Below are 17,175 nucleotides of genomic sequence, written 5' to 3'. Positions count from 1 at the left end.
GCACGACCGGGGTCTTGCGGCAAGGCCCCGGTCATGGCGCAGAATCTCCCGCTTGCGCCCGGATCTGCGGAAACGGCGCGAGTGCGAAAAGCCGTGCAGGACGAATTTGGGGGAAGTCGAAGAATGACCAGCCATGTGCTCGAACTCCGGGAGATCGACCAGACGAAGGTCGCCCTCTGCGGCGGCAAGGGAGCACACCTGGGGGAGCTCTCGCGGATCGGGGACGTCCGCGTGCCGGCCGGTTTCTGCGTGACGACGGAGGCCTTCCAGCGGATCCTGCGGGACGCACCGTCCACCGGCGACCTGCTGGACCGGTTGTCGGGCCTGAGCCCGGACGACCGGGACGCGATCCGCGAGTGCAGCGCGGAGATCCGCCGGGCGGTCGAGGAAACGGTCGTCCCCGCGGATCTGGCGAAGGCGATCGCCGATCACGTCGAGGAGCGCACCGCTTACGCCGTCCGATCGAGTGCGACGGCCGAGGACCTGCCGTCGGCCTCGTTCGCGGGGCAACAGGACACGTACCTGAACGTCATCGGTGCCGAGGAGGTCCTGCGGCACGTCAGCCGGTGCTGGGCCTCGCTGTTCACCGAACGGGCCGTGACCTACCGGCTGCGCAACGGTTTCGACCACCGCCAGGTCCAGATGGCCGTGGTGGTGCAGGAGATGGTGTTCCCGCACGCCGCCGGTGTCCTCTTCACCGCCGACCCGATCACGTCCCACCGCAAGGTGTCCTGTGTGGAGGCGACGTTCGGTCTCGGCGAGGCGCTGGTGTCCGGGATGGTGAACGCGGACGTCTACCGGGTCCGCGACGGCGTCGTCGTCGAGAAGGCGGTGGCCGCCAAGAAGCTCGCGATCCACGCCCTGCCCGGCGGCGGGACGCGGGAGGAGCCCATCGACGCCGCCCAGCGGGAACAGCCGGCGCTCACGGACGACCAGGTCCTTCGACTCGTCGGGCTGGGCCGGCGGATCGAGGCGCACTTCGGGCGGCCGCAGGACATCGAGTGGTGCCTGGCCGACGGCGAGTTCCAGGTCGTGCAGAGCCGCCCGATCACCACGTTGTTCCCCGTGCCCGAGGCGGACGGGCAGAACCGCGTCTACGTGTCCGTCGGCCACCAGCAGATGATGACCGACGCCATGAGGCCGCTGGGCCTGTCCGTGTGGCAGGCGACGACACCGAGGACGATGGCCGTGGCGGGCGGGCGCCTGTTCGTCGACGTCACCCAGGTCCTGGCCACGCCCGCGAGCCGTGCGGGGTTCATGGGCGTCGCGGGGAAGTCGGACACGCTGATGGGCGACGCGCTGCAGACCGTCATGGAACGCGCGGACTTCCTCCCGACGGTCCCGGACGAGACCCCGGTGCGGATCCCCGGTGCCGAGCCGGCCACGATCGCGACCGATCCGGACGTCGTCACCGAGCTGATCGGCAACGCCGAGGCGTCCGTCGCCGCGCTGAAGCGCGAGATCCGCACGAGGTCCGGGGTGGAGCTGCTCGACTTCGTCCTCGCCGACTTCGAGGAGCTGCGCCGCGTCCTGTTCGACGCGCGCAGCACCGAGGTGATCATGGCGGGGATGCAGGCGACCTGGTGGCTCAACGACAACCTGCGGGAGTGGCTGGGCGAGAAGAACGCGGCCGACACCCTCACGCTGTCCGCGCCGCACAACGTCACGTCCGAGATGGGCCTGGAACTGCTGGACGTCGGCGACGTGATCCGCCGGCACCCGGAGGTGGTCGCCTTCCTCCAGGACGCCGGTGACGACTTCCTGGACGGCCTGCCGGAGGTCGCGGGCGGCAGGGAGTCGCACGACGCGATTCTGAACTACCTCGGCAAGTACGGCATGCGCTGCGTCGGCGAGATCGACATCACCAGGCCCAGGTGGAGCGAGCACCCCGCCACCCTCCTGCCCCTGATCCTCACCAACGTGAGGAACTTCGAGGAGGGCGCCGGCGAGCACCGCTTCGAGCAGGGACGGCGGACGGCGGCGGCCAAGGAGCAGGAACTGCTGGAGCGCCTGCGGGCCCTGCCCGGCGGAGACGAGAAGGCCGCCGAGACCAAGCGGATGGTCGACCGCGTCCGGACGTTCGCCGGGTACCGCGAGTACCCGAAGTACTTCATGGTGAGCCGCTACTTCGCCTACAAGCAGGCCCTGCTGGAGGAAGCCCGGCGTCTCGTGCGCTCCGGCGTGCTCGGCGAGCAGGAGGACGTCTACTACCTGACGCTCCAGGAACTCCGTGAAGTCCTGCGGACGAACGAGGCCGACGGCGAGCTCATCCGCCGACGCAGGGAGGACTTCCACTCCTACCAGGCACTCACGCCACCGCGAGTGCTCACTTCGGACGGTGAGGCGATCTCCGGGGCGTACCGTCGCGAGGACCTGCCGGCCGGTGCGCTGGCCGGCCTGGCCGTGTCCGGCGGCACCGTCGAGGGACGGGCCCGCGTCGTCCTCGACATGGCCAAGGCCGATCTCGAACCGGGCGACATCCTCGTCACGGCGTACACGGACCCGAGCTGGTCACCGCTGTTCGTCGCGATCGCGGGCCTGGTGACGGAGGTCGGCGGCCTGATGACGCACGGCGCGGTCGTCGCGCGGGAGTACGGCCTGCCCGCGGTCGTCGGCCTGGAGAACGCCACCCGCCTGATCGAGGACGGGCAACGCATCCGCGTCAACGGCACCGACGGGTACGTGGAGATCCTGCCGGCGACGTGACGCGTGTCCGACAGCGTCCGACTCCGTCCGATCCGCTCCGCTCATCCCGGGTGTGCGGATCATGATCGAGGCGTGAAAAGACTGAAGAAGACGCTGTCGGTCACCCTCGCCACCGCCGCCATGATCGCCGTCTCGGCGATGAACAACACGGCCCAGGCCGCGTCGTCACCGATCGACGCGTGCGGCGGCGGCTACCACCAGATCGACAGCCACAGGCTGGGCAGCGTCGCCACCATCCACCTGCTCTACAACGGCAGCACCAACTGCGTGGTGACGTGGCGGACGAACCCCGGCACCGCCATCCGCCTGCTGGCGGCCATCGCGAGACAGGAGTCGGACGGAGGTTTCCGCGACTACGTGAACGACGACGACAAGTACACGACCTACGCCGGCCCGGTGAAGGTGTCCGCTGCCGGCCGGTGCATCGACTGGGGCGGCGGTGTGACGATCAGCGGCGTGTGGAACGCCTGGTACTCAGGTCCTTCGCACTGCGGCTGACCGACCGGCTCACAGCAGCCCCGACGAGTGGGCGAGAACGGCGAGCCGGACGCGGTTGTCGGCTCCCGTCTTCGTCATCAGCGCGGTCACGTGCGTCTTCACCGTCGTCACACCGATGTGCAGCCGGTCGGCGATGTCCTGGTTGCCGAGTCCTTCCGCGAGCAGCACGAGCACGTCGAGCTCCCGCGGCGTCAGGCCGCCCGGCGGCTCGGAGCCGCGCTCCTCCCGGACGACCCGGCTCACCAGCCGCCGCAGCACGCCGGGGCTGAACGGCTGCTCGCCGCCGGCCGCGCGCCGGACCGCCGCCAGCAGTTCCTCCGGCGCGGAGTCCTTGACCAGGAACCCGTGCGCGCCCGCGGCCAGAGCGGGATAGAGGTGATCGTCGTCGTCGAACGTGGTCAACGCGACGACGCGTGCGTCCGGGTCGTCGGCGAGGATCTTCCTGGTCGCCGCGATGCCGTCGACGACGGGCATGCGCAGGTCCATCAGGATCACGTCGGGACGGCACCGCGCCGCCTCACGCACCGCTTGGGCCCCGTCGGCCGCTTCGCCGGCGATCTCGAGGTCCGGTGCGCTCTCGCAGAGCATCCGCAGGCCGGCGCGCACGAGCTGCTGGTCGTCGACGATCAGGAGGCGGATCACGCAGGCTGCTCCTGCCGCGGCACGCTGGCGCGCACGGCCCAGCCGCCGCCGGAAGGGCCCGCGTGGAACGACCCGCCGAGCCGTGCGACCCGCTCCGCCATGCCTGTGAGGCCGTGCCCGTCCGGAACCCGGCGCGGTGGCGCTCCCCCGTCGTCGCTGACCTCGACGTCGATCCCGGCGGCCGACTCCCGCACGCCGAGGAGCACGGAGGTGCCGGAACGGGCGTGCCGCATCACGTTGGTGAGCGACTCCTGCACGACCCGCAGCACCACGAGCCGACGTGACGCGTCGAGGTGTTCGGCGCTGTCGCTGATGTCGGTGCGCACGCGGAAGCCCGCGCGTTCGCACCTCTCGGCCGCCTGCCGCAACGCCGTGGTGAGACAGGCGGGGCTCGTGCCGAGAGACGGGGGCACCGACGGGTCGCGCAGTTCGCTGACCAGCTCCCTCAGGTCCTCCAGCGCGGCCGATCCGCTGGCGTGCACGTCGTCGAGCACCTCCCTGAACTGCTCGGCGCTCGTCGCCGAGTGACGCGCCACGGCCGACCGCAACACCATCGACGACACGTGGTGGGCGACGAGGTCGTGCAGCTCCCGTGCGACAGCGACCCGGTCGGCCTCCCGCGCGGCCTCGATCTCCGCGTCCCGCACGCGCAGGACCAGCGCCTTCTCCTCGCGCTGCCGTGCGGCGAGCTGCCGCGTCGACCTGAGGTGCCTCCCCGCCAGCACGGGCACCCCGACGACGAGCGCCACCCTCAACGCCACGACCGCCGGCCGGTCGTCCTGCTGCCCGAGGAGGTAGACCGCGTTCACCGCCAGGGCGGCCGCGCACCCGATCACCAACCGCGGGCGCCACGACCGCCGCATCGCGAGCTCGGCCAGCGACAGCGTGGCGCAGGCCTGCGCCGCGCCGAGACCGGGGGCGCTCAGCAGGAACGCGGTCAGCACCAGCAGGTTCTGCGCGAGCGACACCGGGAGCGGGAACCACCGGCCCGGCACGACCAGCAGCGCCGCCGTCACCGGGACCGCCCAGGCCCCGAGGCTCAGGTCCGGCGCGGGAACGGCGAGCCACAGCGTCGAGGCGACCACCAGGGCCAGCGGCGCGAACCTCGGCACCCACCCGCTGTTCCACGAAGTCACGACCCCGATCGTAGGTGGGCCGCGTGCCCGCCACCTCCTACCGCGGTAGGAGACGACTCCTCCCCCCGGCCGCGAGAACGGGCTCCGCGCAGGATGTGCCGGCACCCGGCGGTGGCGACGATCGGGGCATGATCTGGTTCAGGGCGCGGTCGAAGACGATCCTCGTCATCAGGCTGTTGATGGCGGCGGTCTTCGCCATGTACGGGGGCGTCAAGCTGTTCGGCGGCCAGTTCTACTACGGCGACTGGGAGGACCTCTCCAAGTCGACGGTGGACGGCACCTCGCTGGTGTGGCTTTTCTACGGCTACTCGCCCTTCTACGGACGGGTGACCGGCCTGTTCGAGCTGGTTCCGGCCGTCATGCTGTTGTTCCGCCGCACCACGTTCGCCGGCGCGGCGGCCCTCTTCGTCGTCGGCCTGAACATCACGGTGATGGACTTCGCCTTCGGCTACCCGTTCGTCAAGTACATGGCCGCTCTCTACACCGTCCTCTGTGGAGTGCTCGTCCTGCACGACCGCGCCAGGCTGCGCGACGTGTTCGCCGACCCGTCGGTGGAGCGCTGAGGTGCCGAAGGCGGTCGTGGTGGGCTCGGGCCCGAACGGCCTGGCGGCGGCGGTGCGGCTGGCACAGCACGGCGTGGAGGTGACGGTCCTCGAAGCCGCCGACCGCCTCGGCGGCGGTGCGAGGACGACGGAGAAGCTCGTCGCCGGGACCTTGCACGACGAGTGCTCGGCCGTGCACCCGACCGCCGTCCTCTCGCCGTACCTGCGCACGCTGGGCCTGGAGCGGTACGGGTTGCGCTGGCGGCATCCCGCGGTGATGCTCGCCCACCCGTTGGACGACGGCACGTGCGCGGTGCTGCGCAGGTCGGTGGAGGAGACCGCCGCGGGCCTCCCCGGTGGTGACGGGAAGCGGTGGGCGCGAGTGTTCGGCCCGCTCGCCGCGCACGTCGACGCGACCGCGGAGGACCTGCTCGGCCCGTTGCTCCGGTGGCCGGCCCACCCCGTTCACCTGGCCCGGTTCGGCCTGCGCGCGGTGCCGCCCGCGGCGCTGATGCGGCGGTGGTGGCGCTCCCCTGCCGCGCAGAGCCTGTTCCTCGGCGTCGCCGCGCACGTCATGCACGACCTGCGGGCACCGATGACGTCCTCGGTCGCGGCGATGCTGATCGCGGCGGGGCACCGCTTCGGGTGGCCGGTCGCGGAAGGGGGCTCGCAGGCGATCACCGACGCGCTGACCGGCCTGCTTCGTGATCTTGGCGGCAGGACCCTGACGGGCAGGCGGGTCGAGTCGGCCGCGGACCTCCCGGAGGCGGACGTCGTGCTGCTCGACACCTCTCCCCGGACGGCGGCACGGATCTTCGGGCTGCCCGCGCGGGTCGACCGGGCCTACCGGCGGTGGCGGCACGGTCCGGCGGCGTTCAAGGTGGACTTCGCCGTGCGCGGCGGTGTCCCGTGGCGTTCCCCGGCCTGCGGCGCCGCCGGGACCGTGCACCTGGGCGGCGGGCCGGACGAGGTGCTCCGCACGGCTCGTGACGTGCACCGGGGCAGGATGCCGTCCGCACCGTTCGTCCTGGTCGGGCAGCAGTACCTCGCCGATCCCGGCCGGTCCGCGGGCGATGTCCACCCCGTGTGGTCCTACGCGCACGTGCCGCACGGGTACCGCGGCGATGCCACCGCCGCGGTCATCGGGCAGATCGAGCGCTTCGCTCCCGGCTTCGCGGACCGGGTCGTGGCGCTGTCCGCTCGTTCTCCCGCCGATCTGGCGCGGGGCAACGAGAATTTTGTGGGTGGCAATATCTTGACCGGCGCCAACGATCCGTTCCAGTTGCTGTTCCGGCCTCGTCTTACGCCGCATCCCTACGACACCGGGCTTCCCGGCGTCTACTGTGCTCTGCGGCCACGCCACCTGGTGCCGGGGTGCACGGGATGAGCGGGTTTCATGCCGCCAACCGTGCCTTGGCACGGTTGGCACGTGGGACGGGATGTGCCGCGGTACGTCGAGGGCTGCGTCTCCGTACCCCACTACTACGGTAGGCCCGTTTACTGCGGCTTCTTCTTCGTCAGCGCTTTTTGCGACCGTTGCATGTTCTGGGGCGTTTCGGATTTGCGCGGTGGTCGGTCGTTGGCGATCAGGACGGCCATCCACGGCAGCGGGACTGACAGCAGGATCAGGGCCAGCGCCAGCCACCAGATGTGTGCGAACACGACCGCCAGCACTATGCACGGGATTCGCAGGCCCATCATGATGGCGTACCTGCGTCGCCTTGCTTTGAGCTGGTCCTGGTACGACGGCGCGGCAGAGGTGATCAGCACGGGGTTCTCGCGTCTGGGCGAGCTCACAACCTGGCCTCCGTTCTCTCCTCTGACGTTCGCGTCTGGGGGCGATCGGGTTCGTGTCTGGTGCGTCACGTCGTGTCCGCGATCGATCGACGCCTGCACGGGTTGCCCTGTCCGTGCGTCGGCAATCCTGCTGCGTGCTTCCCCTCAGGGGCGCTGCCTCTAACCCCCGCCGATCTGGCTTGAACGGCTGACGTTGCACGGTCGTCTCTGTAGTGTCCGCTGCCACCTAAGGGGGTCACGGGTGTACGACGGGTTCATCTCCTACAGCCATGCGGCTGATCGGCCGCTCGCCAGGAAGGTGCAGCGGAGCCTGCACCGGATCGGGCGGGTCTGGTACAAGCCTCGGGCTTTGCGGGTGTTTCGTGACGATGTCAGCCTTGCTGCCAGCCCTGATCTGTGGGCGTCGATCCAGGACGCGTTGCTGGCCTCCCGCACCTTCACGCTTCTTGCCTGTCCTGAGTCGGCTGCTTCTGTGTGGGTTGGGCGTGAGGTTGCCCTGTGGCGGGAGCGGAAGTCCCGGGAGACGTTCCTGATCGTCCTCACCGGTGGGGAGCTGGTGTGGGACGAGGCTGCCGGTGACTTCGACTGGGAGCGGACCACGGCGCTTCCTCGGTCTTTGGCCGGGTGGTTCTCGGCGGAGCCGTTGTGGGTCGACCTGCGGGAGCCGGAACGGCTTGGTGGTGCTGGGTTTCGCGCTGCTGCCGCTACGGTGGCCGCGGGGATTCACGGGGTTGCCAAGGACGAGTTGATCAGTGAGGACTCCCGGCAGCAGCGGCGGCTTGTCGCGGTGCTGGCGGGGTTGTTGTCGTTGGCGCTTGTTGCCGGTGGTGTCGCTGTGTGGCAGCAGCGGGTTGCTGTTGCCGAGAGGGATCGGGCTACTGAGCAGGCTCGGCTTGCGTTGTCTCGGGCGCTTGCTGTCGATGCGCAGCGTTTGCTGTCTGCTGATCCGCAGTTGGCGATTCGGCTTGCGCTGGCTTCGTGGGGGGCCAACCAGTCCGTGCAGGCCAAGTCCGCGTTGATGAGCATGCTCGACCGGGCTCGGTACGTGGTGTCGGTCGTTTCATCCGGGACCGACACGATCACTCCCAACCGGCCTGCGGACATGGGTACGCGCGCGAACGTGGCTGTCAGTGCCGACGGTTCGGTGCTGGCCCACGCCTACGGTGACGGGCGGGTGTCCTTGTGGGACGGCAAGTCCCGGCGGGCCACCGGTGTCGACCTGCCGGACTCGTCGTTCTCACTGGGGTTGAGCGGTGACGGTCGCCTGCTCGTCAACGGCGGCGACCTGGCGGTGAAGGTGTGGAACGTCGGTGACGGGTCGCTGGTGCGGGAGATTCCGTTCGGCGGTGCGGTGGAGCGCGTGGCGCTGTCCTCGAACGGGCGGTGGGTCGCCGCGTCCGCCGGCAAGAGCGGTGGGTTCACGCCCAAGTTCGGGGTGTGGGACGTGGAGACGGGGCGACCGGTGATCAACGTCGAGGACGCTGACGCGCCGGGTGGTCCGCTGGAGTTCCGCGGAGACCTGCTTCACACCGTCGAAGGGCGCTCGCCTGGGGCGAAGGTCACTGCGTTCGATCCGGCTGACGGCACGTTTTCCGCGTTTGGCGCGGCCAGGGTCCGGGCGCGCGGGTTGGCTGTCGGGACGTCTTCGCTGGCGTTGCTCAACGGTTCCGTGCTGGAGCTGTGGGACGTCGGCTCGCGGACCGTGGTCCGGACTGTTGAGGTCGGGAAAGATGCTTGCTGTGTCAGCATGTCCGCTGATGGACGGCGTGTCGTGGTGGGTACCGAGCAGGGTGCCGTGCTGCTGTTCGACGAGACGCTCGCCCTTACCGCGCAGCTCTTCCAGCACCCGGCTCGGATTCACGACCTGAGGATCAGCGGGGACGGGAAGGTCGTCGCCTCCATGTCGGAGAACGGCACCCTCGTGCTGACCTCACCGGATCAGGACAACCGGCTTCGGGCTCGGCTGCGGGGGCCGTCGGGGGTTCAGGGGGCGGCGGTCAGCGCGAGTGGTACGGCGGCGATTTCCGGAATGGGCGGCGTGGTCCTGCGGGAGGTGAGCACGCTGGCCGAGAAGGCCACCCTTCCCCCGGCGGGCCGGGCCGTGCGGATCAGCCCTGACGGGCAACGGGTCTCGACCGGCCGTGACTTCCTCGGTGACGGCCTTCACGTGGTCGTGGCCGGTTCTGACGGGACGCCCGTGGTCCAGGACGCCGCCGGTCCTGCCCAGGACGACCAGCGGATCGCTACCAACCTGCGCGGTGACGTCGTCGCCGTCGTGACCAAGGCGCGTGTGGCCGGGGCCGGGGGGACCGACATCGCTCTGTGGCGCTGGGAGAACGGCGCGCTGGACGAGGTTCGCGAGATGAACTTTCCCGCGGATGTGCGGGATTTCGCGGTGAGTGATGACGGTGGGCAGGTGGCCGCGGTGGATGCCGACGGGCGTGTGTTGTTCGACGGTGGTGGGCGTTCCGCGGTGTTCGGGCTGGGGTTCGAAGACCCGGCGACGTCCGTCGCCTTCGCGGCCGGTCATGTCGTCCAGCTGCGGCCGGAGACCGGCGAGCTCCTGTTCTGGAACACCGCCGACGGCAGTCAGGTCGGGACCTGGCAGGACCCCGGACCCGTCGCCGGGTTCGCCGCGACGGGGACCGGCGGTCTCCTGACAGCGAAGGAGGACGGTGCGCTGGCCGTGTGGGAGGCGGACCCCGGCGCCTGGGTCCGCGCGCTGTGCCCGATGGTCAGCGGCGGTCTGTCCGCCGGCGAACGGCAGCGCTACCTCGGGGACGTCGACGTGCCCTGGCCGTGCGGCTGAGCGGTCACCCCAGGTGCTCCTGGGCCCACTCCGCGAAGCTGGTCAGCGGCAGGCCCAGGGCCCTCGCGTACTCCGGGCGGCCCGCCATGCCCGTCTCGTTCAACCGGTCGTGTCCCGCGCCCATCTCGGGCATCCCGGCGGCACGCGCCTCCTCCAGCGTCATGTCCGGCGCGGTCAGTTCGGTTCCGAGTGCGCGGGAGAGCACCTCGGCGATCTCCGCCATCGACAGGTAGTCGCTCGCGAACTCCAGCTCCACGCGGTGGAACCGCTCCGGGTCCGCGACGATGGCGGCCACCGCCGGGCCCATGTCGCGCACGGCGAACAGGGACAGCCGGGTCGTGGGCTTGAGCAGGCTCACCAGGCCGCCCTCCACGCCGCGGGGGAACAGGTACGCCGACGACGGCAGGAGGTTCTCCATGAAGAAGCCCGGCTTGAGCAGCGTCCACCGCTCGAAGCCGGCCTCGCGGACCCGGTCCTGGACGGCGGCCTTGGTGTTCAGCGAGGCCTCCCTGATCGGGAAGCGCTCGTCGCGGATGCGTTCTCCCGCGCCGTCCACGGTGGTCTGGATGAACTGCGGGACACCGGACTCGCGCGCGGCGTCGACCAGGTTGCCCGCCTGGGCCAGCTCGGCCGCGAAGTCGAACCCGTCGCCGGTGAACGGCGCCATCTGCACCGAGAACACCGCCTGAGCGCCCTTGGTCGCGCGGACCAGCGACTCGCGGTCGTTCAGGTCGCCGGCGACGAGCTCGACCCCCAGCGCCTTCGCGCGCTCGGACTCGGGGTCGCGGACGAGGGCGCGCACCGGAACACCTGCCTCGGCGAGTGCGCGGACGACGGCGCCGCCCTGCTTGCCGGTGGCTCCTGTGACTAGCACGGACATGGTTCTCCCTGTAACTCCGACAGCAAAACGGCGGGGGCCGCCGTTTCTGTGTCCGCTACGATATGGCGGACCCCGCCGTTTATCAACCACGAGGTTGTCATGACCGAGAGCCAGCGTGCTGACGCCCGGCGCAACCACGGGCGGATCCTCGCCGTGGCCGAGCGGGAGGTGGCCGAGCACGGCGCGGGCGCGTCGCTCGAGCAGATCGCCCGCGTCGCCGGGGTCGGCTCGGCGACCGTGCGCCGCCACTTCCCCACCCGGCAGGCGTTGCTGGAAGCCGTGTCGCAGCAACGGGTCGAGGCGTTGAGCGAGCGCGCCCGCGACCTGGCCGGCTCCGGCGACAGCAGGGGCGCGCTGCTGACGTGGCTGGCCGATCTCGTGGCGTACTGCGTCACCGCGCGCGGGCTGGCGACCGCCCTGTCCTACGAGGCCGACCCCGTGCACGGCAACTCGTGCGCGGCGGCGATCAGCGAGGCGGCGGAACCGTTGCTGCGCGGGGCGATCGCGGACGGGGCGGTCGCGGAGGACGTCGCGGTCGCCGAACTGGTGACGTTGGTCGTCGGCATCGCGATGGCGACCGAGCACCACCGCGACCCGGCCGCCGCGGCCGAGCGGCTGCTGGCGGTGGCGGTGGCGGGGATCAGCCCAGGTCGGTGACCAGCGCGTAGCCAGAGCCGTCCCGCACGACCCGGCCGATCCCCGGCCAGTCCAGGTGGGCACCGGCGACGAAGTACCCCGGCGCGACCAGCCGTTCGAGGAGCGCCGCCCTCTCCGCGCGGGCGAGCTCCCGGTCGGCGTCCAGCTCCCACGCCACCTCGGGATGCTCGAACTGCACTGACGGCACGTGCACCGTGTCGCCCCAGATGAGCAGATGACTCGCGCCCGAGTGCACGTCGTAGACGGTGTGGCCGGGCGTGTGTCCCCGAGCGGGCAGTGCGGTCATCCACGGCGTCACCGGCAGCGGGCCGGTGACGATGACCGCGCGATCCCGGAACCGTGCGAGGTCGCCCGACAGACGTCCTTCGTCGCCCGACCCGATGAAAACCCGCTCCAGCGCGGGGAAGGCGTCCGAGCCGTCAGGGGCGATGAGCCCGTTGAGGTGGTCCAGATGCGCGTGCGTGATCGCGACGTCCGTGATGCTCTCCCGGTCGGCTCCGGCCGCGGCCATGCTCTCCGGCAAGCGGCCCATCGTGGGGCCCCAGCTGTTCGACGCGCCCGTGTCCACCAGCACCCGCCGCTCGCCGTCGTCGACGAGGAAGGCGTTGACGGACAACCGGAGTCGCCCGTCGACGAGCGCGGCGCGGCCGTCCTCGTCGAGCAGCCGGGACGGCGGCAGGTCGAGGTGGCCGTCCAGCAGGGCGACGACGGTCAGGCCGCCGAGCTCGAACGACGCGTGGTGCGCGCTTTCGGTGATCTTCCGCATCGGATCCTCTCAGGACTCGCGGAGCCGCGCCGCCGTGCGCACGAGCGAGGCGACCGCCGGGGATCGGTTACCCGGCTGCCACGCGATCACCGTGGTGACGTCGGGAGCGTCGACGACCGGGACCGCGACGTGCTGCGGCCACTGCCAGGCGCGGCTGGAGGCGGGGATGACGAGCAGCGCCTTGCCGAGCGCCACGAGCTGGGCGAGCTTCGACTGGGTGCGCACCTCGGGGCCCGGACCGTCCGGATAGGACCCGTCGAGCCGCGGCCAGCGGGCGATCGGCAGGTCCGGCACGTCCTGGACGTCCGCGAGCACGAGCCGGTCGCGCGACGCGAGCGGGTGCGCCCCGGGCAGGATCGCCACTTGGCCCTCGACGAAGAGGTCCTCGGTGTCGAAGCCGGCGAGGTCGTCGTACGGCCGGTGCATGATCGCCACGTCCGCGCTGCCGTCCCGCAGCAACCCGGCCTGCTCCCCCACCTCGCACAGCAGGACCTCGACGGGCACCGCGCCGGGTTCACCCGCCACCGCGCCGAGAAGTCGTTGCAGCAGTTCGTGGGACGCCCCGGCCTTGGTCACGAGCACCAACGGCCGCCTGCTGTCCCCGGCGCGCCGCGTCCGTCGCGCGGCGGCGGTGACCGCGGCGAGCGCCGGTTTCGCCTCGCGCAGGAGCACCCGGCCCGCCTCGGTGAGCGCCACGCCCCGCCGGTCGCGGTCGAGCAGCCGCACGCCGAGCCGGTGCTCCAGCTGGCGGATCGCGCGGGACAGCGGCGGCTGGGCGATCCCGAGCCGGTCGGCGGCGCGTCCGAAGTGGAGCTCCTCCGCCACGGCGACGAAGTACCGGAGTTCGCGCGTCTCGAGGTCGGCCACGACCTCAGCCTAATACCCGCCAGGTATCACAGCGTACCGAGACGATCTTGGACGCGCGGGTGCCTCCCGGCCGAGCATGGACGACGTGAACGACAAGAAGACCGCGCTGGTCACCGGCGCGAACAAGGGAATCGGCTTCGCCATCGCACGAGGTCTCGGAGCGATCGGCTTCACCGTGGCGGTGGGCGCCCGCGACACCGCCAGGCGCGACGAGGCCGTGGACCGCCTGCGCGCCGACGGCATCGACGCGTTCGGGGTCGCCCTCGACGTCACCTCCGACGACAGCGTCGCCGTGGCGGCCAAGACCGTCGAGCAGACAGCGGGACGGCTCGACGTGCTCGTGAACAACGCGGGCATCGCGGGCTCCAGCGACGGCGGCGCGCAGAACCCGTCCACGTTGGACCTCGACGTCGTCCGCACCGTTCTGGACACCAACGTGTTCGGCGTCGTCCGCGTGACCAACGCGATGCTCCCGCTGCTGCGCCGGGCCGAGTCGCCGCGCATTGTCAACATCTCGAGCAACATGGGCTCGCTGACCCTGCAGACCGGCCCGCAGCTCGCCGCGTACGCGACGTCCAAGTCGATGCTCAACAGCATCACCGCCCAGTACGCCCGCGAGCTCGCCGGCACGAACGTCATCGTCAACGCCGCCTGCCCCGGCTACGTCGCCACCGACTTCACCGGCTTCAACTCCCCGCGCACGCCCGAGCAGGGCGCCGCCATCGCCATCACACTCGCCACGCTGCCCGACGACGGACCGCGCGGCGGCTTCTTCGACGACGGGGGCGTCGTCCCCTGGTGATTCAGGCCCTGTCCCGCAGGTCCCGTTCGATGGGAGTCACGGTCGAGACCTGCGGGACAGGGCCTACGGTTGCGGTATGGCGGAGCTGCTGAACCTCGACGACGTCCGGGCCGCGGCCGGGTTGATCGACCGGTGGGTGCTGCGCACGCCCACCCTCCCCTCCCCCGGCCTGTCCGCGTTGCTGGGCGTCCCGACGACGGTGAAGCTGGAACTGTTGCAGCGCAGCGGTTCCTTCAAGACCCGTGGCGCGTTCGCGAAGATCCTGTCGCTGTCCGGCGAGGCGCGGGCGGCGGGCGTGGTCGGGGTGAGCGGCGGCAACCACGGGATCGCGCTGGCCGACGCCGCGAGCGAGCTCGGGGTCGCCGCCACCGTCGTGATGCCGTCGACCGCGCCCGCCCGGTCGGTGGGGCTCGCCAGGGCCTCCGGTGCGGACGTGCGGCTGACCGACGGCCTGCCGGCGGCGTTCGCCCTGATGAACGACCTGGTCGAGGCGGGCGCGACCGCTGTGCACCCCTTCGACGACCAGCTCGTGGCCGCCGCGCAGGGCACCGTGGGCCTGGAGTTCGCGGAGGCCGCCCCCGACCTCACCGACGTGCTGGTGAGCATCGGCGGCGGAGGGCTGGCCGCAGGCGTCGCGACCGCGTTCCACGCGCTCGTGCCCGGCGTCCGCGTGTGGGGCGTGGAAGTCGAGGGAGCCGACGCGATGCGCCGCGCGTTGGCCGCCGGTGGACCGGTGGACTTCACACCGACGTCCGTCGTCTCCACCCTCGCGGCACCTCACGTGTCGCAGCTGACCTACGACCACGCCGTCGCGCTGCTGGAGGACGTCCTGCTGGTGTCCGACGCCGAGGCCGCGCGGGGGTCGCTCACGCTGGCCGAGAGCCAGAAGGTGTGGGCCGAGCCCGCCGCCGGCTGCCTCGTGCCGGCGGCGCGCACGGTCCTCGACCGCGTCGGGCCCGGTGCGCGGCTCGGACTCGTGCTGTGCGGCGGGAACGCGGCCGTCGCCGACGTGCTCCGGTGGGCTGGCGCTTAGCCGCGCAGCAGGACGGGTGACCGGACCGGCTCACGTCGTGTGCCAGGTGACGGCCTCCCGGGCGTCGGCACGGCTGGTGCGGAACGAGTTGACCGGGTGCGCGAGATCCGGGCGCCCCAGCGACACCGCCGCCACGACCCGCCGGTTCTCCGGGAGTCCGAAGTGCTCGCGGAAGAAGTCCGGGTACGCGGCGAGGGCGGCCTGCGGTGCGGCGCCGAGTCCCAGGCTCTGCGCCGCGAGCAGGAAGCTGTTCAGGTAGAGACCGCAGTCGATCGCGCCGTACACACCCAGGTCGGCCTCGGTGGTGATGATCGCGACGTGCGGCGCGTCGAACAGCTCGAAGTTGCGCAGGGCCTGGCGCATCGTGCCCTCGTGGTCGCCCTTCCCGATGCCGACGCTCTGGTAGAGCCGCACGCCGCACTCGCGGCGCCGCTGCTGGTAGACGCCGGTGTACCGGGTGGGGAACGCGAAGTCGGGAGCGCCGCCGTTCTCGCGGACGTGCGCCAGCAGCCGCGAGCGCAGCCGTTCCGTGCCCGCTCCTTCGGTGAGCTCGACGTGCCAGGGCTGGGTGTTGCACCAGGAGGGCGTGCGCTGGGCGAGGTCCAGCAGCTTCTCCAGGACGGCCCTGGGCACGGGGTCGGGCAGGAACTGGCGGCACGTCCAGCGATCGGCCAGCAGCGTGTGCAGCGCCTCGTAGGTGGCACTGGTCGTGGTGCTCACGGTGACCTCCGGTCTCTTTTCAAGACCAGACGCTAGCAGCAGAGGTCCCGAAAAGAGACCAGCGAGGGCTAAGGTGGCCGCATGCGGTACGAACAGCTCGCCGACCTGCCGTGCTCGATCACCCGCCCGCTCGTGCTGCTCGGGGACCGCTGGACGTTGCTGGTCCTCAAGGAGTCCTTCGCCGGCGTCCGCAGGTTCAACGCGTTCCGCGCCAACCTCGGCATCCCGCGCAGCCGCCTGCAGGACCGCCTCACCCGCCTCGTGGAGCACGGCGTCCTCGCGCGGCAGCCGGCGGAGGACGGCGAGCACCCCGAGTACCGCCTCACCCGCAAGGGGCACGACATCTACCCGATCCTGATGGCGATCCGGGAGTGGGGCGACACCTACATGGCACCGGACGGCCCGCCCGTCCACTACCGGCACACCGACTGCGGCGGCGAGGCGCACGCGGCACTGGAATGCGACTCCTGCGGGACCCGCCTGTCCGCCCACGACGTCACGCCCGAGGCAGGCCCAGGTTTGTCGACGCTGAGCTAATCCGCGATCCACGCGCCGTGGAAGCCCGTCGGCACGCGGCGCGGCAGCCGGACGGACGCGACAGGCCCCGCCGTCACGTCGGAGGCGTCCAGCACGAGCAGCTCCGCGGCGTCCTCGCTGCTGACGATGGACAGCAGCCAGCCGCTGTCCTCGCCGTCGCCGTCCGCGGCGGGCACGAACTCCACCTCACCGGGGACCCAGTGGCCGGCCAGCACGTGGTCGTGCCGCTCGCCGGTGGTGGTGTCGTACTTGACGATCGAGGGCCGGTGGACGTCGTCGAGCAGCAACGGCGCGCTGACGGCGTAGACGAAGCGGTGACCGAGGCCGGTGCGGCTGTCGTTGACGGTCGGGAACTCCACGGGCAGGTCGTCCGCGGCGCCCTCCCGCACGGTGCCGTGCCGCAGGTCGAGCGTCCAGCGGTAGAGGGTGCCGCCGAGGGTCGGGGTGTCCGCCAGCGCGCTCGACAGGTCCGCGTGCCCGCCGAGGCCTGACCAGACCCGGTCGAAGCCGGCCGCGCCATACACCACCGCGTCGATCACCACGCGGCCCTGCTCGTCCTCGAAGGCGTTGCCGACGTGGAAGGCGTAACCGGGTTCGATGTCGAACCACCGCACGTCGGCACCGCGGCCGCGCCGGGGCATGACGCCGATGCGCGGCCGGTGCTCGTCGCTCCACCGGTACGGCAGGCCGGGCAGGCGCCTCAGCTCCAGGTCGCACCGACACACGGCTGGACACCGCGCTCACGCTCGCCGCGATCACGGGGCTGCGCGAGACGCAGGGCGT

At 71.5% G+C, this 17,175-nt stretch carries 17 protein-coding genes; 9 read left to right on the top strand and 8 right to left on the bottom strand.

Features of this window, described 5'->3' with window-relative positions; genetic code table 11:
* Positions 1 to 123 precede the first annotated feature (123 nt).
* Both rph and VM306_RS15245 read left to right on the top strand, forming a co-directional pair.
* Positions 124 to 2,706 (top strand): rifamycin-inactivating phosphotransferase, encoded by a 2,583-nt coding sequence (rph, locus tag VM306_RS15250; protein ID WP_325515560.1) that lies wholly within the window; start codon positions 124 to 126, stop codon positions 2,704 to 2,706.
* Positions 2,707 to 2,778: 72 nt separating this feature from the next.
* A complete protein-coding gene (locus VM306_RS15245; RefSeq protein WP_325515558.1) occupies positions 2,779 to 3,204 on the top strand; it encodes a hypothetical protein in 426 nt (141 codons plus the stop codon).
* Between the two features lie 9 nt (positions 3,205 to 3,213).
* On the opposite strand, the gene VM306_RS15240 is transcribed toward VM306_RS15245, so the two are convergent.
* Both VM306_RS15240 and VM306_RS15235 read right to left on the bottom strand, forming a co-directional pair.
* Positions 3,214 to 3,846 (bottom strand): response regulator transcription factor, encoded by a 633-nt coding sequence (locus VM306_RS15240; protein ID WP_325515556.1) that lies wholly within the window; start codon positions 3,844 to 3,846, stop codon positions 3,214 to 3,216.
* Complete coding sequence (locus VM306_RS15235; protein WP_325515553.1) at positions 3,843 to 4,982, bottom strand: sensor histidine kinase; 1,140 nt, start codon at positions 4,980 to 4,982, stop codon at positions 3,843 to 3,845. Before VM306_RS15235 ends, VM306_RS15240 begins: the two co-directional genes overlap by 4 nt.
* A gap of 128 nt (positions 4,983 to 5,110) precedes the next feature.
* On the opposite strand from VM306_RS15235, the gene VM306_RS15230 reads away from it, so the two are divergent.
* Together VM306_RS15230 and VM306_RS15225 are read left to right on the top strand one after the other, a co-directional pair.
* Positions 5,111 to 5,545, top strand: a complete 435-nt coding sequence (locus VM306_RS15230) for a hypothetical protein (RefSeq protein WP_325515551.1) — start codon at positions 5,111 to 5,113, stop codon at positions 5,543 to 5,545.
* A 1-nt stretch (position 5,546) separates the two neighbouring features.
* Positions 5,547 to 6,911: an NAD(P)/FAD-dependent oxidoreductase gene (locus tag VM306_RS15225; protein ID WP_325515549.1), complete on the top strand. Its 1,365-nt coding sequence runs from the start codon at positions 5,547 to 5,549 to the stop codon at positions 6,909 to 6,911.
* A 110-nt stretch (positions 6,912 to 7,021) separates the two neighbouring features.
* Here the strand turns inward: VM306_RS15225 and VM306_RS15220 are convergent, their stop codons facing one another.
* Positions 7,022 to 7,294, bottom strand: a complete 273-nt coding sequence (locus VM306_RS15220; RefSeq protein ID WP_414672386.1) for a DUF3099 domain-containing protein — start codon at positions 7,292 to 7,294, stop codon at positions 7,022 to 7,024.
* Between the two features lie 220 nt (positions 7,295 to 7,514).
* Between VM306_RS15220 and VM306_RS15215 the strand changes: the two genes are divergently transcribed.
* Entirely contained in the window at positions 7,515 to 10,130 is a 2,616-nt protein-coding gene (locus tag VM306_RS15215; protein WP_325515544.1) for a toll/interleukin-1 receptor domain-containing protein, read from the top strand.
* 4 nt (positions 10,131 to 10,134) lie between these two features.
* On the opposite strand, the gene VM306_RS15210 is transcribed toward VM306_RS15215, so the two are convergent.
* A complete protein-coding gene (locus tag VM306_RS15210; protein WP_325515541.1) occupies positions 10,135 to 11,010 on the bottom strand; it encodes an NmrA/HSCARG family protein in 876 nt (291 codons plus the stop codon).
* Between the two features lie 99 nt (positions 11,011 to 11,109).
* Here VM306_RS15210 and VM306_RS15205 point away from each other — a divergent pair, with 99 nt between their 5' ends.
* Positions 11,110 to 11,667 (top strand): helix-turn-helix domain-containing protein, encoded by a 558-nt coding sequence (locus VM306_RS15205; RefSeq protein WP_325515539.1) that lies wholly within the window; start codon positions 11,110 to 11,112, stop codon positions 11,665 to 11,667.
* Here the strand turns inward: VM306_RS15205 and VM306_RS15200 are convergent.
* Both VM306_RS15200 and VM306_RS15195 read right to left on the bottom strand, forming a co-directional pair.
* Positions 11,651 to 12,433 (bottom strand): MBL fold metallo-hydrolase, encoded by a 783-nt coding sequence (locus VM306_RS15200; RefSeq protein ID WP_325515537.1) that lies wholly within the window; start codon positions 12,431 to 12,433, stop codon positions 11,651 to 11,653. The two genes, VM306_RS15205 and VM306_RS15200, sit on opposite strands and share 17 nt — an antisense overlap.
* A 9-nt stretch (positions 12,434 to 12,442) precedes the next feature.
* Positions 12,443 to 13,300 (bottom strand): LysR family transcriptional regulator, encoded by an 858-nt coding sequence (locus VM306_RS15195; protein ID WP_325515535.1) that lies wholly within the window; start codon positions 13,298 to 13,300, stop codon positions 12,443 to 12,445.
* A gap of 76 nt (positions 13,301 to 13,376) precedes the next feature.
* On the opposite strand from VM306_RS15195, the gene VM306_RS15190 reads away from it, so the two are divergent.
* Both VM306_RS15190 and VM306_RS15185 read left to right on the top strand, forming a co-directional pair.
* Complete coding sequence (locus VM306_RS15190) at positions 13,377 to 14,102, top strand: SDR family oxidoreductase (RefSeq protein ID WP_325515533.1); 726 nt, start codon at positions 13,377 to 13,379, stop codon at positions 14,100 to 14,102.
* A gap of 76 nt (positions 14,103 to 14,178) precedes the next feature.
* The gene (locus VM306_RS15185; protein ID WP_325515532.1) at positions 14,179 to 15,135 is read left to right on the top strand and encodes a threonine ammonia-lyase; all 957 of its coding nucleotides are present in this window, start codon (positions 14,179 to 14,181) and stop codon (positions 15,133 to 15,135) included.
* Positions 15,136 to 15,165: 30 nt separating this feature from the next.
* Here the strand turns inward: VM306_RS15185 and VM306_RS15180 are convergent, their stop codons facing one another.
* On the bottom strand, positions 15,166 to 15,855 hold the full coding sequence (locus VM306_RS15180) for a nitroreductase (RefSeq protein WP_325515530.1): 690 nt from the start codon (positions 15,853 to 15,855) through the stop codon (positions 15,166 to 15,168).
* Between the two features lie 81 nt (positions 15,856 to 15,936).
* Here VM306_RS15180 and VM306_RS15175 point away from each other — a divergent pair, with 81 nt between their 5' ends.
* Entirely contained in the window at positions 15,937 to 16,392 is a 456-nt protein-coding gene (locus VM306_RS15175) for a helix-turn-helix domain-containing protein (RefSeq protein ID WP_325515528.1), read from the top strand.
* On the opposite strand, the gene VM306_RS15170 is transcribed toward VM306_RS15175, so the two are convergent.
* Positions 16,389 to 17,117 (bottom strand): carotenoid oxygenase family protein, encoded by a 729-nt coding sequence (locus VM306_RS15170; RefSeq protein WP_325515526.1) that lies wholly within the window; start codon positions 17,115 to 17,117, stop codon positions 16,389 to 16,391. The genes VM306_RS15175 and VM306_RS15170 overlap by 4 nt on opposite strands.
* Between the last annotated feature and the right edge of the window lie 58 nt (positions 17,118 to 17,175).

Origin of the sequence: Lentzea sp., from assembly GCF_035525475.1 — a bacterium.
In the GTDB taxonomy this organism is placed as follows: Bacteria; Actinomycetota; Actinomycetes; order Mycobacteriales; family Pseudonocardiaceae; genus Lentzea.
This window is presented reverse-complemented; position numbering and strand designations above follow the sequence as displayed.